Source organism: Hyphomicrobiales bacterium, assembly GCA_039973685.1.
Taxonomy (GTDB): Bacteria; Pseudomonadota; Alphaproteobacteria; order Rhizobiales; family JACESI01; genus JACESI01.
Map to the genome: position 1 here is coordinate 110,751 of JBDWKL010000020.1, position 15,624 is coordinate 126,374.

11 protein-coding genes are annotated in these 15,624 nt (G+C 48.9%); 7 read left to right on the forward strand and 4 right to left on the reverse strand.

The features are described from left to right. Positions 1-108: 108 nt before the first annotated feature. Entirely contained in the window at positions 109-1,314 is a 1,206-nt protein-coding gene (locus ABJO30_06550; protein ID MEP3232470.1) for a murein L,D-transpeptidase family protein, read from the forward strand. A 22-nt stretch (positions 1,315-1,336) separates the two neighbouring features. Here ABJO30_06550 and ABJO30_06555 read toward each other — a convergent pair whose 3' ends face one another. Both ABJO30_06555 and ABJO30_06560 read right to left on the reverse strand, forming a co-directional pair. Next, entirely contained in the window at positions 1,337-2,182 is an 846-nt protein-coding gene (locus ABJO30_06555) for an aldo/keto reductase (protein ID MEP3232471.1), read from the reverse strand. 84 nt (positions 2,183-2,266) lie between these two features. Then, the gene (locus ABJO30_06560) at positions 2,267-3,301 is read right to left on the reverse strand and encodes an aspartate-semialdehyde dehydrogenase (GenBank protein ID MEP3232472.1); all 1,035 of its coding nucleotides are present in this window, start codon (positions 3,299-3,301) and stop codon (positions 2,267-2,269) included. A gap of 459 nt (positions 3,302-3,760) precedes the next feature. Here ABJO30_06560 and ABJO30_06565 point away from each other — a divergent pair, with 459 nt between their 5' ends. Then, positions 3,761-4,654: a haloalkane dehalogenase gene (locus ABJO30_06565; protein ID MEP3232473.1), complete on the forward strand. Its 894-nt coding sequence runs from the start codon at positions 3,761-3,763 to the stop codon at positions 4,652-4,654. Positions 4,655-4,736: 82 nt separating this feature from the next. Here the strand turns inward: ABJO30_06565 and ABJO30_06570 are convergent, their stop codons facing one another. Continuing rightward, positions 4,737-5,243 carry a GcrA family cell cycle regulator gene (locus ABJO30_06570; protein ID MEP3232474.1) on the reverse strand — a complete coding sequence of 169 codons (507 nt, stop codon included), beginning with the start codon at positions 5,241-5,243 and terminating at the stop codon, positions 4,737-4,739. A 441-nt stretch (positions 5,244-5,684) separates the two neighbouring features. Between ABJO30_06570 and ABJO30_06575 the strand changes: the two genes are divergently transcribed. The 5 genes from ABJO30_06575 to ABJO30_06595 all read left to right on the forward strand — a co-directional run bounded on the left by ABJO30_06575 (position 5,685) and on the right by ABJO30_06595 (position 14,208). Further along, positions 5,685-6,875 carry an aspartate aminotransferase family protein gene (locus ABJO30_06575; protein MEP3232475.1) on the forward strand — a complete coding sequence of 397 codons (1,191 nt, stop codon included), beginning with the start codon at positions 5,685-5,687 and terminating at the stop codon, positions 6,873-6,875. Between the two features lie 34 nt (positions 6,876-6,909). Next, positions 6,910-7,827: an ornithine carbamoyltransferase gene (gene argF, locus ABJO30_06580; GenBank protein ID MEP3232476.1), complete on the forward strand. Its 918-nt coding sequence runs from the start codon at positions 6,910-6,912 to the stop codon at positions 7,825-7,827. 4 nt (positions 7,828-7,831) lie between these two features. Next, positions 7,832-8,836 carry an Hsp33 family molecular chaperone gene (locus ABJO30_06585; GenBank protein MEP3232477.1) on the forward strand — a complete coding sequence of 335 codons (1,005 nt, stop codon included), beginning with the start codon at positions 7,832-7,834 and terminating at the stop codon, positions 8,834-8,836. A gap of 182 nt (positions 8,837-9,018) precedes the next feature. Then, the gene (locus ABJO30_06590) at positions 9,019-10,467 is read left to right on the forward strand and encodes an efflux RND transporter periplasmic adaptor subunit (protein MEP3232478.1); all 1,449 of its coding nucleotides are present in this window, start codon (positions 9,019-9,021) and stop codon (positions 10,465-10,467) included. A gap of 6 nt (positions 10,468-10,473) precedes the next feature. Further along, a complete protein-coding gene (locus ABJO30_06595) occupies positions 10,474-14,208 on the forward strand; it encodes an efflux RND transporter permease subunit (GenBank protein MEP3232479.1) in 3,735 nt (1,244 codons plus the stop codon). On the opposite strand, the gene ABJO30_06600 is transcribed toward ABJO30_06595, so the two are convergent. Continuing rightward, on the reverse strand, positions 14,165-15,613 hold the full coding sequence (locus ABJO30_06600) for a TrkH family potassium uptake protein (GenBank protein ID MEP3232480.1): 1,449 nt from the start codon (positions 15,611-15,613) through the stop codon (positions 14,165-14,167). The two genes, ABJO30_06595 and ABJO30_06600, sit on opposite strands and share 44 nt — an antisense overlap. Between the last annotated feature and the right edge of the window lie 11 nt (positions 15,614-15,624).

The following is a 15,624-nucleotide window of genomic DNA, read 5'->3' on the forward strand; positions in this document are numbered from 1 at the left end:
TCACAAAATCGGCGTGTTTATGCTAGAAATACATGAAATATGCTGCTGGCATGGCCTTTGGTAAGCTATCAGTAATGATGCGTTGCAATAATGCAGGTGATTTTTTGGTTGTCTAAGGGACAGGTCTTGGTCGAATTAAATAGAAATTCCAGCGCTAAAACCGCCCTATCTGTGAACGCTTTTCATAAAGCATCTCGCAAGGCTCGCCGCCTGTTAACAGGCGCAGGTTTGTTGGCAAGTGCGGCTCTTTTATCAGCCTGTTATGGTGGCGATTTCGAAAAAGAAAACACGCCAATACCTTCTTATTTAAAAGCCAAGATGGCCGATATTAACGTTGGAGAGCGCGACGGCATCTTCATCCGTATTTTCAAAAAAGAAGCCGAGCTGGAAGTTTGGAAAAGAAAATCTTCTGGCAAATACGCTCTTTTGAAGACTTACGAAATATGCGCGTGGTCTGGCGACCTCGGTCCTAAGTTCAAAGAAGGCGACCGACAAGCGCCGGAAGGGTTTTACCGCGTCACACCCGGTTTGATGAACCCAAACTCTTCGTTCCACCTCGCGTTCAATCTCGGTTTTCCTAATTCCTATGATCGTTCCCATAACCGCACCGGTTCCTTCTTGATGGTGCATGGCGCTTGTTCATCGGCTGGTTGTTACTCAATGGAAGACGCGCAAATCGAAGAGATTTACGCATTGGCTCGCGAAGCTTTCTTAGGCGGACAAAAAGCCTTTCAAGTCCACGCCTTCCCGTTCCGGATGTCTGCTGAAAATATGGCGATCTTCCAAAACGATGAAAGCATGCCATTTTGGCGGACACTTAAACGTGGCTATGAACATTTTGAACTGACAGGTGTTGCGCCAAAAGTAGATAGTTGCAATCGCGGTTATGTGTTTAACGCGAAGGCGACAGACGGCGGTAAGTTCAATGCTAAAAATGCTTGTCCAGCCTATGAAGTGCCTAAAAACTTGAAGCTTGCGGTTGATACAAAGATCAATCAGGACAAAGCCATTGAGAATAAAATTGCTGCTCGATTTTTCACCGACAAAGACCGTCGTCATGCTGAGTTGATATCACGGTTAGAAATTGAAGAAGCCCGCATTGATAAATTCAAAGATCGTGGCCTTGCTTATAGTTCGCATATGAAGCGCCGTCTGATCGGCATTCAAAAGCAACTGGTGGCCCTTGGCTTTAATCCCGACGGCTCCGCCCCAGCAAATGGCGGCGCCCAAACTGGCTCAACAGACGCCGGATCAACGGGAATATCCGCACCCAATACCCCAACACCTGCAAAACGTCCGGGCAATGCGGCTTAGATAGTCCGTCTTTATTCTCCTGCTATAAAAGATCAAGCGGTGCTGCATGGCTCGGCGGCGGAAACATGCCGTCAATTGCCGACATTACTTCAGTGTCTAACGTTGTTTGTGCAGCGCGCAGCAATCCATCTAAATGGTGAGGCTTCGAGCATTTCGGTATCGGGACAGCTCGCCCGCTCGTCATATGCCATGAAAGCGCGAGTTCAGCGGGTGAAAAATTGAGCGATTGTGCAAGCTCAGCAAACGCGCCATTACGCCCCAGCAAGGCCGGTTCTATCGGCGTATAGGCAACACAAGCGATCGTGTGGAGCTGCATCAAAGGCAAAAGATCAAACTCAATACCGCGCCTTGCCGGATTATACATCACTTGATTGACATCTATGAGATCGCTAAGTCCTCCATCGATCAAGTCACCCAGTTCTTGAAAGCTGAAATTGCTCACCCCAAACGCGCGGATTTTACCCTGCTTCAACAATTGATGCGCACCTTCCAGCGTTTCTTCAAACGCCGTCGCCCCTGGCCAATGGAGCAGGTAGAGATCGATATAGCTCGTCCCCATGCGTTCAAGACTATCCTCGCAGGAATTCATCATCGCTTGTTTGCTTGCATTAAACGGATAAAATTTGGAGGTGAGAAACAGGTTTGAACGATCAGCTGCTGTGAGTGCTTTACCAAGCAACAATTCAGTCGAACCATCACCGTACATTTCTGCCGTATCAAAATGGCAAACGCCGCGCTCCAAGGCCTGATGGATGGTTGCAATCTCGTCTGCCTCATTAGCGGCGATCTCGCCCATCTTCCAAGTGCCATAGCCAAAAGCGGGCATATCCAAACCAGATTTAAGGCGTATCGTTTGACCTAATGACATTGTGCGCTCCTCCATCGCCCCATTTTGCACAAAAAAATGCCCCGGCAAAACCGAGGCATTTTTAATGTCGTATTGGATAAAGCTTTAAGCAGCTTTTGCCTTTGGCTGGATCAAGCCGCGATTAACAAGCACTTCTGCAATTTGAACCGTGTTAAGCGCTGCACCTTTGCGAAGGTTGTCTGAAACCACCCACATAGCAAGACCGTTCTCGACGGTTGAATCTTCGCGGATACGAGAGATATAAGTCGCATCTTCGCCCGTTGCTTCATAAGGAGTGATGTAACCGCCATCTTCGCGCTTATCAATTACCAAACAGCCCGGCGCTTCCCGCAAGATTGCACGTGCATCATCTGCAGTTAGTTCTTCTTCAAACTCAATGTTAACAGCTTCAGCGTGACCAACAAAAACAGGCACGCGCACACAAGTGGCGGTGAGTTTGATTTTTGGGTCGAGCATCTTCTTGGTCTCAGCGACCATTTTCCACTCTTCTTTCGTGAAGCCATCATCCAAGAACACATCAATATGCGGGATCACGTTAAACGCGATGCGCTTGGTGAATGTCTCGTTCTCGATTGGGTCCGACACGAATACAGCACGAGACTGAGTGAAGAGTTCATCGCCACCCTTTTTGCCAGCGCCAGAAACAGATTGGTATGTTGAAACCACAACGCGCTTGATCTTCGCTTTGTCATGCAATGGCTTTAGCGCCACAACAAGTTGAGCGGTTGAACAGTTTGGATTTGCGATAATATTGCGCTTTGTAAAGCCTGCTGCATCATCTGCGTTTACTTCAGGCACGATCAACGGCACATCAGGGTCATAGCGGAAGGCAGATGAGTTATCGATAACAACACAGCCCTGCGCGCCAATCTTTGGTGCATATTCTTTAGAAATAGAACCGCCCGCAGACATCAAACAAATGTCCGTGTCAGAAAAATCGTAATTTTCCAACGCTTTCACTTTCAGTGATTTATCACCGTATGAAACTTCCGTTCCCAAGCTACGACGTGAAGCAAGTGGCACGACTTCGTCAGCTGGAAAGCCGCGTTCGTGCAAAATATCGAGCATTTCACGGCCAACGTTACCAGTTGCGCCTGCGATGGCAATTTTAAAACCCATTGTCTTCGTTCCTTTTATCACCTCTCCCAACCGCGCTTTGCCTTATGGCATGAAGCGTTGATCCCCAGCTTCATCGCCGGAGAGAGGTCGGGTCAGAAGGGGGTGTTAGGTTGTCTTGGTGGTTTTCGTCTTTGATGTGGCAGTCATAAACGCGCACGGCTTTGAAGACGCTGTGAACGCCGTCGTTGAAACCGTTTTTGTTGTCTTCATTGCAACTAAAAAGCGCATGACATTTCCATCTAAAATTCGATGGCGCACTCTATGCCCGCTCCAAGCCCTGCTGTCAATTAAACGATGATGTTACCGATCGTAGTCAACGTTAGGAAACGGGATAAAAACGCCCTGTTATTGTGGCAAAACTCGCCTCGAACAAACTGACACAATTATATGAACAGACATTTAGCTGTGCTTTTGAATAATTTTCGCTAGGCTCACTAACAAATCAAATCGGAGATATAAATGGCACTCTCAACCAAAGAACATGAAAAATCATTCGTATCCGTCGAGGGTAAGAAAATGGCCTATGTCGCCTTAGGAGAAGCTGACAACACGCCGATATTGTTTCTGCATGGCAACCCAACCTCCAGCTATCTATGGCGCAATGTTATGCCTCATGTGGCTGATGACTATTACGCCATCGCGCCAGACCTAATCGGCATGGGTGATAGTGATAAGCTCGATAACCCCAATGCTGAGAGCTACCGTTTTGTTGAACATCGCCGCTATCTTGATGGTTTCATTAATGCGGTTTTGCCTGAAGGCCCGATTTATCTTTGTATCCATGATTGGGGGTCCGCGCTGGGCTTTGATTGGGCACGTCGCAACAGCGAACGCGTTAAAGGCATTTGCTTTATGGAAGGCATCGTTGCACCCGTTCCAAGTTGGGATGATTGGCCCGAAGAAGCCCGCGCCGTCTTTCAAGGCTTCCGCTCTGAGGCGGGCGAAGACATGGTGTTAGAAAAAAACATCTTCATCGAAGCCGTTTTGCCAGGTTCCATCTTGCGCAAACTAACGGACGAAGAAATGGAGGTTTATCGTCGTCCTTTCAAAGACAAAGGCGAAAACCGTCGCCCAACACTCACATGGCCGCGCCAAATTCCAATTGAGGGCGATCCTGAAGACGTCACCAAGATTGTCGAAGATTATGCCGCATGGCTTGCTAAAACCGAGATACCCAAGTTGTTCGTTGACGCCTCACCTGGCGCTATTTTACGCGGGAAGCTCCGTGATTTGTGTCGCTCATGGCCGAATGTTACCGAAGTACAAGTTGCAGGCAGCCATTTCATTCAAGAAGATAGCCCCGATGAAATCGGTGGCGCAATGGCGGGTTGGTTGTCAGAAGTAGATAGCTAATCCCACCTATAAAAAAGCACACATTAAACGAAAAAGGCCCAGCAGTTGCTGGGCCTTTTAAATTTCAACTTATAAAACCGTGCTAGCCAGCCGCCTTACGACGCCCTCTGTCAGCAGCAGGTTGATAGGCGATCCGGCGATGATGCCCACAATAAGGAACGCCTTCATCTGATTTACGACCACAAAAATGGAATTCACTCTCTGTCGGGTCACCAATTGGCCAGCGACATGTGTGCTCTGTCAGGTCCATAATATTAGCGCGCTCACTAATTGGGATCACCAATTCTTCAAAACGCTGCGGACGCGGCGCTGGCTCAGCGGCTTGGTCCGGCGACATTTTGAGCGCCGCATTACCAACACTGCCACCTGATTGCCCCCTCGGTCGTGACGATGCATTAGGCGCACGCTGCGGACGACTACGACTTGCGGTTGATGTGGTTTTACCACGGCCAGACAAACCAAGTCTGTGCACTTTACCAATCACGGCGTTCCTTGTGACGCCCCCAAGTTCAAGCGCGATTTGGCTGGCGCTCAAGCCATCCATCCAGAGTTTCTTTAAAACGTCTACCCGCTCATCAGTCCAAGACATAACATCCCTCTCAAAAAATTGGCAGAATCCCTTACCATTCACAGCTGATACTTTTATCAAACTGTCTAAGTGGCCTTACATTTCAGGACTGCCGCACTTGTCGTGCTTTTCTATTTCTACTTTAATCAAACGACTGAATCCGCCGCAAACGCTCAGACCGTAAAAGTTAACGATTAGTTACTTTGTCCCCAAGTGAACAAACACTACTACGAATCAAAACGAGTCTTTTTTTAGCAATACAACCATAAGTTGAATTTAGAGTGTCGTTTACGCCATCAAATTTGAGCTGTCGTTTGGCCACAAAATGCTGAAAATCTTGACAATTATCCCTGTGCAATGCACATAAGCATCAAGAGAATTTAGGGGTCGCCGTTTCGAGGCGACTTTTTTCGTTTTAACAAAGCAACAACCGTCATACGGGCAACCCACAAGCACAGTACAATGTCATCTAACGCGCTTTTTCAGTCTTATAATCGTATCCCCCTCAAATTCGTATCCGGCGAAGGCAGCTGGTTGACGTCTGACAAGGGTGAGCGATATCTGGATTATGCGTCAGGCATTGCCGTGAATTCACTGGGTCACAGCCATCCAAAACTTGTGGAAGCACTTAAAACTCAAGCTGACGGCATTTGGCATCTGTCAAACCTTTATGAAATTCCAGAACAAAGCGCGTTTGCTGAACGCCTTTGTGCAGCAACCTTTGCTGACCGCGCCTTTATGGCAAATTCTGGCGCAGAGGCGATGGAATGCGCAATTAAAACGGCACGGCGCTATCACTGGCTCAAGGGCGACACGGACCGCAATCGGATCATTACGATTGAAGGAGCATTCCACGGCAGAACCCTTGGTACAATCGCCGCAGGTGGCAAAGACAAATACATGGAAGGCTTCGGGCCTAACATGGATGGCTTTGACCAAGTTCCCTTTGGCGACCATGACGCGTTGAAAGCTGCCATCACAGATAAGACTGCCGCAATCCTTGTCGAGCCTATTCAAGGTGAAGGTGGCATCCGTCCCGTTCCATCGCAATGCTTACGTGGCTTACGGGAATTATGCGACGAACATGGCCTCTTGCTGATTTTTGATGAAGTGCAATGTGGGGCCGGACGCACTGGCACTTTGTTTGCCCATGAAGCCGCAGGCATTACACCAGATATCATGGCCGTTGCAAAAGGCATCGGTGGCGGCTTCCCGCTCGGCGTGTGTTTAGCAACAGAAGAAGCTTCCACAGGCATTGGACCTGGCGTTCACGGCTCTACTTATGGTGGCAACCCGCTTGGCATGGCTGTTGGTCTCGCTGTTCTCAATGTGATGTTAGAAGACGGCTTCCTTGATGAGGTCAAACAAAAGAGCTTGGTGCTCAAACAAAAGCTTGCAGCTTTGATCGACACCAATTCAGATATCTTTGAAGAAGTTCGCGGTGAAGGACTTTTGCTCGGCCTTAAAACCCGCATTCCCAATTCAGATGTTATTGCAAGTGCACGCAACAACAATCTATTGATGGTACCAGCAGGCACCGACGTAGTCCGGCTTCTGCCGCCACTTACAACGACCGCCGAAGAACTCGACATTGCTGTTCAAAGCTTAGAAAAAGCCTGTTCAGAAATTCGAGCCGCGCAATCCGCTCAATAATCTAACTTTATTTATGCAAGAACCGAGAGTCGACATGACCAATCCTCGTCATTTTTTGGATTTGAAAGATCATAGTTCCAAGACACTACGCGCCATCATTGATGATGCGCGCTCCATTAAAGATGAGCGCACGAAGTCTGGTCGCATGAGCTACCAACCGCTTGCTGGCAAAATGCTCGCTATGATCTTTGATAAACCTTCTACCAGAACCCGTATTTCCTTTGATGTTGGAATGCGTGAGCTTGGTGGGGAAACGCTTTATCTATCCGGCGCCGAACTTCAGCTAGGTCGCGGAGAGAGCATTGCAGACACGGCAAAAGTAATGTCTCGCTATGTGGATGCGATCATGATCCGCACCACCGATCATAGTCGGCTGATCGAATTGTCGGAAGCGGCCACTGTGCCGGTCATCAACGGCCTGACAGACGATAGCCATCCATGCCAAATCATGACTGACATTATGACCTTTGAAGAGCATTGCGGCCCGATCAAAGGCAAGAAGCTTGCGTGGTCTGGTGATGGCAATAATGTGCTTTCCTCCTTCGTTCATGCCGCCGCACGTTTTGATTTCACGCTGGCAGTCGCAACGCCACAAGAACTGAAGCCAACAGATGCGATCCTTAAATGGGCGGAAAGCGAAGGTGCGAAGCTTGAGCTTACCAGTGACCCTTATGAGGCTGTGAAAGGTGCGGATTGTGTGATCACGGATACATTTGTTTCCATGGGGGACAATCAAAAATATCGTCGTCATAATCTACTCATGCCGTATCAAGTAAACGATGAGCTGATGGCAGCAGCCAAAGACGATGCAATCTTCATGCATTGCCTACCAGCACACCGCGAAGAAGAAGTAACAGCATCCGTCATGGACGGTCCGCAATCTGTTGTTTTCGATGAAGCAGAAAACCGATTGCACGCACAAAAGTCGATTTTAAAATGGTGCATGGAATAAACCCATGAGTTCTTTGAGCGATAAGAGCATTGATTTTAACCAGATCACACCTGCAGGTGATGATGCTGTGTTGCCGTTTGCTGTTGAGGACCTTGATACACGAGGCCGCGCTGTAAAATTGGGTGTTGCCCTTGATGGCATCATCCGCCGCCATGAATACCCAGAGCCAGTTGCCAGATTGCTGTGCGAAATGGTGACGCTCACCGTTCTGCTTGGCACCAGCCTAAAATTTGACGGCCAATTCATTGTTCAAACCCAAACCGATGGCCCCGTAACACTGCTCGTTGTCGATTTTCGCACCCCAGGCGACATTCGCGCCCATGCTCGATTTGACGAAGAGCGATTAGCAGCAGCCATTGAAGCCGGAATGACAGAGCCTGAGCATCTTCTTGGCAAAGGTGTGCTAGCGATGACTGTTGATCAAGGCGCTTATATGCAGCGTTATCAAGGCATGGTCGCACTTGAAGGTAACAGCCTTGAAGAAGTCGCCCATTCATATTTCATGCAGTCAGAACAAATTCCGACGTATGTTCGACTTGGCGTTGGTGAATTAACAGAAGCCGATGAGACAGGTAAACTTGTTGAAACGTGGCGCGCTGGTGGCGTGCTTATTCAGTTCATGCCTGAATCTGAAGATCGCATAAAACACCGCGACCTTCATGGTGGCGATGGTGAAGACACACGCGACCCATTAGACGAAGACAATGCATGGATAGAGGCGCAAAGCTTATTTGGAACCATCAAAGACCACGAGCTGACCGACCCACAAATTGGCGCTGAAAAGCTGCTGTTTAATCTGTTTCACGAACAAGGATTACGCATCTTTGAACCGCAACCAATAAACGATAAATGCTCCTGTTCTTCTGAAAAGATCTGGTCGGTCTTGCGCGCCATGTCAAAAGAAGAACTTGAAACTGTCGTCACCAACGGCAAAATTGAGGTGAAATGTGAGTTTTGCTGTACTGATTACACCGTTACACCAGAAGAATTAGCAGCGGGTAAGGCCTAGCATAAAACCCAGTTTCACTAGAACTTGAACACGCGGCCTTAAGGATAGGCGCAATTATCATTTCTTCTGGTCAAATATCCACTATATTATACGAACGGGCGCCATTGCCTTAAGCTGATCATATTCCACGTGCAATTTTGCTCAATCACTCTGGCCTGACCGCCAACAAAACAGAACCCAACATGAAGCAACCGCCTTCCACCGACATTACTGTTAGCGAAGCGACAGAGATTACACCGCATAACGCGGAAGTAGTGGCCAATACTGACGCCGTGGCAGAGCCAATGGTTGCTAACCCGTCACGCGGAAGTAAAACCTGGCAACTTGCTGTTTTTGCTGTGCGCAGTGGAATGCAATTTATCATCATGGCGGCAGTTTTGGTGGCCTCTGGCTTTTTGATGAACCAATTGGCTGACTCACGCAAAGAACGGCCAAAGCGAGTTCAAAAAGAAGCCATCTACACCGTTCAAACCCAAATTCTACAAGCAAGCCTCAATCAGCCAATGATTTCTGTTTATGGCGAATTGGTTGCAGGGCGAACGCTTAATCTAACCTCTCTGGTCAATGGAACAGTTGTTGAGATCAACCCAAATGTTAAAGCTGGTGCACGAGTTAAGGCGGGCGAAACCCTCATAAAACTCAATCCATTCCCCTTTGAAATTGCTGTTGCAGAAGCCGAAGCCAATTTAAAGGAAGCGGAAGCTTCCGTATTGGAAACCACAACCCGCATTAGTACCGAAGAAACCGGGTTGGAACGCGCCCGCGAACAATTAGCACTGGGGCAAGACGATTTGGACCGAGCCAAAAAGCTGCTCTCCAGAAAAGCCGTCACACAAAGAACAGTCGAAGAGCGCGAGCTCATTTTCAGCCAAAGACGTGCATCCTTCCAAACCAGTCAAGCAAATATTGCCATTCAAAAAGCTCAACTTGAAGCGCGCAAAGCCACTGTATTGCGATTGCAAGCATTGCTTCGCCAAGCCAAGAGCAACATCAAAAAAGTAAATCTCAAAGCCCCCTTCAACGCTGTCATTCAAGCAACAAACGTGGAAATTGGGCAGACAATTACATCAGCGCTTAACATCATTACGCTTTATGAGGCTGAAACACTGGATGCAGAATTTGTGCTTTCAGATGGACAATATGGTCGCCTTGTTACCAACAACAAAGACATCGACGGTCGTACTGTGAATGTTATTTGGAAGATTGGTTCATCTACCCTCGAGATTCCTGCAAAAATTGACCGTATTGGTGCTGAAGTTGCCGCCGGACGAGGCGGTGTTGCCGTCTACGCGAGGCTGGATAAAGCCGCCGTTTCAAAAGGCGTACGACCAGGTGCATTTGTTAGCGTCGCAGTACCGGATCAATCTTTTGAGCAAACTTTCCGCATCCCTGAAACCGCTCTTTTTGAAGGCGATACAGTTTATGTTGTCAGCAACGACAATCGCTTAAGCGCACGAAAAGTGACCATCGCAGCCTTTGACGGGCAGTCTGTTATTATCGGTGACGGTTTGAATGTGGGTGACGAAGTGATCATCACGCAAATTGCTGAGGTTGGTGAAGGCATTCTAATCCGACGCGAAGAGCAAACAACTGAAAGCGCCGAGACACCATCAACACAACCCAAAGGGTAAACCGTGATGAGCGAAAACGCTGAGCCAAATCACCAATCCAAAGCAAACGGATTGCTTCGCCTTTTCGTTCGCCACCCCAATGCCGCTAACCTACTGATGGTGGTTTTGTTGATTGCAGGCGTCTTTGCCGTTCAAAAACTGAATACGCAATTCTTCCCAAATTTCGTCGTCGACCGCATTACGGTCAACATCAATTGGCCAGGTGCTAGTGCGGAAGATGCTGAAGCTAATATTCTGGCCGCTGTTGAGCCGCAACTGCGCTTCCTTAATGATGTAAAAAAGCTTGATTCAACAGCCCGTGAAGGCGGCGCTGCGATTACGATTGAATATGATAGTGGAACCAATCTTAAAGACGCAGAAGCAGAAATAGAGACAGCACTCGATGCCGTCACCACTTTGCCAGAAGAATCGGAAGAGCCAGAAATTACGATCCCACGTTTCTTTGACCGCGTGGCGACACTCGTGGTGCATGGGCCGTTCCCAGAATCCACCATTCGAACGTTTGCAAAACGGATCAGAGACGATCTTCTCAACCGTGGCATTGATAATATCGAACTGAGCGGTCTGCGCGACAAGGAAGTTCATATCGATATTGAGCAAAAAATACTGCGCCAGCTCAATATGACAGTAAATGATGTCTCCACCGTATTGCGTAACAACACCCGTGATTTACCTTCTGGTGATCTAGAAGGATTGGTGGACAAACAACTGCGCACCATCGGTGAGACGGCGGATATTAGCAGCCTTCGCAAGCTTGAAGTACGCGCACTCGAATCAGGCGACCGCATCACGGTCGGCGACATCGGATCCGTGCGCGCCTCCTACGACATTGATCAAACCCGCGCCCTCATCAATGGCAATCCTGCCATCTCACTCACCGTCAATCGCGCTTCAAACAGTGATACGCTTGAGCAATCGAAAATTGTCGATGACTACTTGGCTGAGGTTTCCAGCACATTTCCAAAGTCTCTCATTGTTACGGCAGATTCAGGGCGGACAGATGCCTTGAAAGCACGCATTCAGCTTTTGCTGAAGAACGGCATTGGCGGCTTGTTATTGGTCGTTATCGTGCTCTTCATCTTCTTGAACGCACGTGTTGCCTTTTGGGTAACAGCTGGTATTCCCGTGGCCATTGCCGCCACCTTGGGCGTCATGCTGGTGGTGGGCGCTTCCATCAATATGGTTTCGCTTTTTGCCCTGCTCATGATGCTTGGCATTATTGTTGATGATGCCATTGTGGTGGGCGAACATACCGCCACCCGCCTTTCAATGGGCGATGATTCCTTTGTCGCGGCGGAGCGTGGAGCGGGCCGCATGATGCTTCCCGTATTTGCCGCAAGCCTAACCACTGCGGCGGCCTTCGGCCCAATTTTGCTCATTGGCGACGTGGTTGGTCAGATCATGGGGGCAATACCAATTGTTGTCATCTGCACCCTGATTGCCAGCCTAGTTGAATGCTTCTTGATTTTGCCCGGCCACCTCGGACATTCATTGCAATCCCACAAGAAGCGGCTTTGGTCACCGTGGCGCCAATTCCTGATTTCTCTTCTCATCGTGGCTTTTGCCTTTACTGTGCAAAACGCCAATGGCCCAGAAATAGCGACACTCATTTCAACTGCCGTTTCAAGTGACGTATCATTCGCTGGCGCATCAAGCATATATGCTTCATGGTTTGGTGCTGAAAGCTGGGTTGGGTTCGTCAAAGCAGATAGCAACCCGCTTGCTCATTTGCTCGTTGCCTTCGTTGAGCTTGTTCAACTTTGCCTCGCGCCAGTTTTCGCCACAGTACAATTGCTCTTCTCTTGGGTCGGCTCAGCTGCAAGTTATATGCTCTCCCTTTTCCTAGGTGGCCTTGGCTTCATGATCGGACAAGCCATCGCGATTTCGCAATGGGTAGCAGGACTTGCCTCCGCCAGCCTTCTCCCCGTTGTCCTCGGCCTCTTTGGATTTATTGTTGGCTTCTTGATTGAAGGCATCTTTTATCTCATGGCTCTCAATCGCAACCGACGACCTGAAGGGCAAGAAAGCTGGTTTCGCCGCCTCTTTGATCGTGGGTTCGGCACCTTCCGCGATCGTCCGTTTGACTGGGCCATTCGGACCTCTTTCCGTTGGCGCTATGTGACAATCGCAATTTGTCTTGCTGCCATGATGGTCTTTGCCGTTGGCCTCATTCGTAGTGGCAAAATCGGATTTAGCTTCTTCCCATCCCCTGAAGCTGAAACGATCACGGCGAACATTGTTTTCAACGCGGGCATTCCAAGACCAGAAGCGCTGAAAATTCTAGCCGATCTGGAACAAACAGCTTATGGCCTTGAAAACAAACTCGGTGATGGCGAGAAGTTCATCGACAGTGTTTTAATCACCTATGGCCAATCTGGTGTGAACCGTGGACAGAATGTAGCCGACATCAAAGTCGATCTCACCGTTTCTGAAAACCGAAATGTTCGCACCCCACTTATCGTGAAAACATGGCGTCAAAGCGTGCCAACAATTGCTGGCTTAAAATCTTTCTCAATCTCACAACGCCGTGGCGGCGCGCCAGGTCGCGATATCGATATTCAATTGCAAGGGGCAACCCCTGGCATTTTGAAACAAGCAGCCAATGAGATCACCCAGTTGATCGCCGTCATCCCTGGCGTATCAGGCACCGCAGACAATCTGCCATTTGGTAAGCCTGAAATAATACTGGAACTCAACGACCGTGGCCGCACGCTTGGTTTATCTATTGATGCGGTTGGCCAGCAAGTTCGAAGCGCATTTGAAGGGGCCATTCCGCGCCTTTTAGCTGAAGGTGACGAAGAGATCACGCTTAGGGTCAAACAAAAAATGGAAGCGCAAGGCACAGCCGCCCTTCGCAATTTCCCAATCCGCACGCCCACAAATAATTTTGTGCCGCTTGGCGAGATTGTTGAAATCAATGAAAGCCAAGGTTTTGCAGTGATCCAACGCAAAGATGGCAAGCTCACCGTTTCTGTTACCGCTGACATTAATGACAACGTGACCACCACCCAAGAAGTCATCGACGAGTTGGAAGAAAACGGTAGCGTGCGTGCCATTACATCAAAATATGGCCTTACCTACCGCTATGATGGAAAAGACAAAGAACGCGCCGATGCCTTCGCCGATTTAAAAGTTGGTGTCGCCATCGCGCTGGCCTTTATCTACATCATTTTGGCCTGGATTTTCGGCTCCTACACCATGCCGCTTGCCGTGATGATGATCATTCCATTTGGCGTTGTCGGTGCTGTGGTTGGGCATTTCGTGCTGGGCTTCAAGCTCACCATTTTGTCTTTTGTCGGAATGCTGGGCCTATCCGGTATTTTGGTGAACGACTCCCTCATTTTGGTGAGCCGTTTCCAAGAGCGCCGCGAGGAAGGTGAAAGTATTTTTGATGCAGCCATCGGCGCCAGTCGAGATCGTTTGCGCGCAGTGCTGCTAACCTCGCTATCCACCATCGGCGGACTAACACCGCTCATGTTTGAAACCAGCCGCCAAGCACAATTCTTGCTGCCGATGGTCATTACCATCGTGTTCGGTCTAGCCTTTGCAACGATACTGGTCTTATTCATGGTGCCAGCATTGCTTGGCATTGGTGCTGATATTAAATGGTTCTTCCGCTCGATCTTTTACGGCACGAGCGGACAGGTTGACCAACTAGCCAATCAAACCACGCGAACATCTGCAGAAAACAGACTTGCTACACCCGCCAAAACGCAGGCGTTAGAAGGACCAGCACAGTAAAGAGTTCCAACCGTCCAAGCAGCATACCAGCGGCAAGAAGCCATTTGGCAGTATCGCTCAACGTTGTGTAATTACCTTCTGGCCCGATCACCAAACCAAGGCCCGGCCCCACATTGGAAATGGCAGACGCAGCACCAGACAAGGCCGTCAACGTATCAAGCCCTGTCAAGCTCAACAAAGCGGCAAGCACGGCAAAGCAGGCAAGGTATAAGAAGAAGAAACCCATCACCGCAACCGACACGCTGTCTTGCAGCACAAGGCCATTAAAGCGCTTTACAAAGACGCCATTGGGAAACACCACACTATTTACGTGTTGCTTCAAATCTTGAAACAAAACCTGCCAGCGGAATATTTTAATGCCGCATGAGGTAGATCCAGCGCAACCACCAACAAACATCAGCAAGAAGAAGATCGCCGTGGAAAACGCACCCCAAGCGCCATAATCTTGGGTTGCATATCCAGTACCCGTCATGATCGAAACAACGTTGAAAGCCGCATGGCGAAACGCTTCAGCAGGCACAAAAAACTCGCCTGCCACTTCAAGCGACGTGACAATGATAATGAAGCCTAGAAGCGTCAACAAAAAGGCCCGCACTTGGCCATCGGTAAAAAGAGCATCCCTCTGTCCCTGCATCATTTTGATATAGAGCAGAAAGGGAAGCGACCCGAGCACCATGAAAATGACAGCAACCAAATCGACCCACCCGCTGTTGAAAGCGCCGATTGATAAGTCTTTGGTCGAAAAACCACCTGTTGCAACTGTTGTCATTGCATGGACCAACGCATCAAAGGCTGGCATGCCAACCACAAAATACGCAATCATGCAGGCCACTGTCAGCGCAGAGTAAATCGCCGTCATAATACCTGAAATTTGGGTTGCACTTGGCAAAATTTTCTCTGCCGTATCAAAAGCTTCCGCTTTAAAGATCTGCATGCCACCGACTTGCAGCATCGGCAAAACAGAAACCGCCATAACGATGATACCCAAACCACCAATCCACTGGAGTATGCCCCGCCATAGCAGCAAACCAGCAGGTGTATCATCCAACCCGACCATAATCGTTGCGCCTGTCGTGGTCAGACCAGAAATCGATTCAAAGTATGCATTTGTATAGCTGTCTATGTAAGTAGACCAATAAAATGGCAGCGCACCAAAGGCGCCAAGCATCACCCACGTCACAACAGACATTAAAAAAGCTTGCCGAAGATTTAGGCTGGGGCGGTCACCACGAGACGCGATAAAAAGGCCAAAGCCAATCAAAACTGTAATCAATCCTGAAGCAACGAATACCTTCCATTCCTCATTACCATTCACCCCGTCAACCAAAGCGGGAATGAACATTGCCACGCCAAGAATAGACGACAAAACACCAACAACCATTATGATAGGGCGAAGATCAATCACTAAATTCAGCC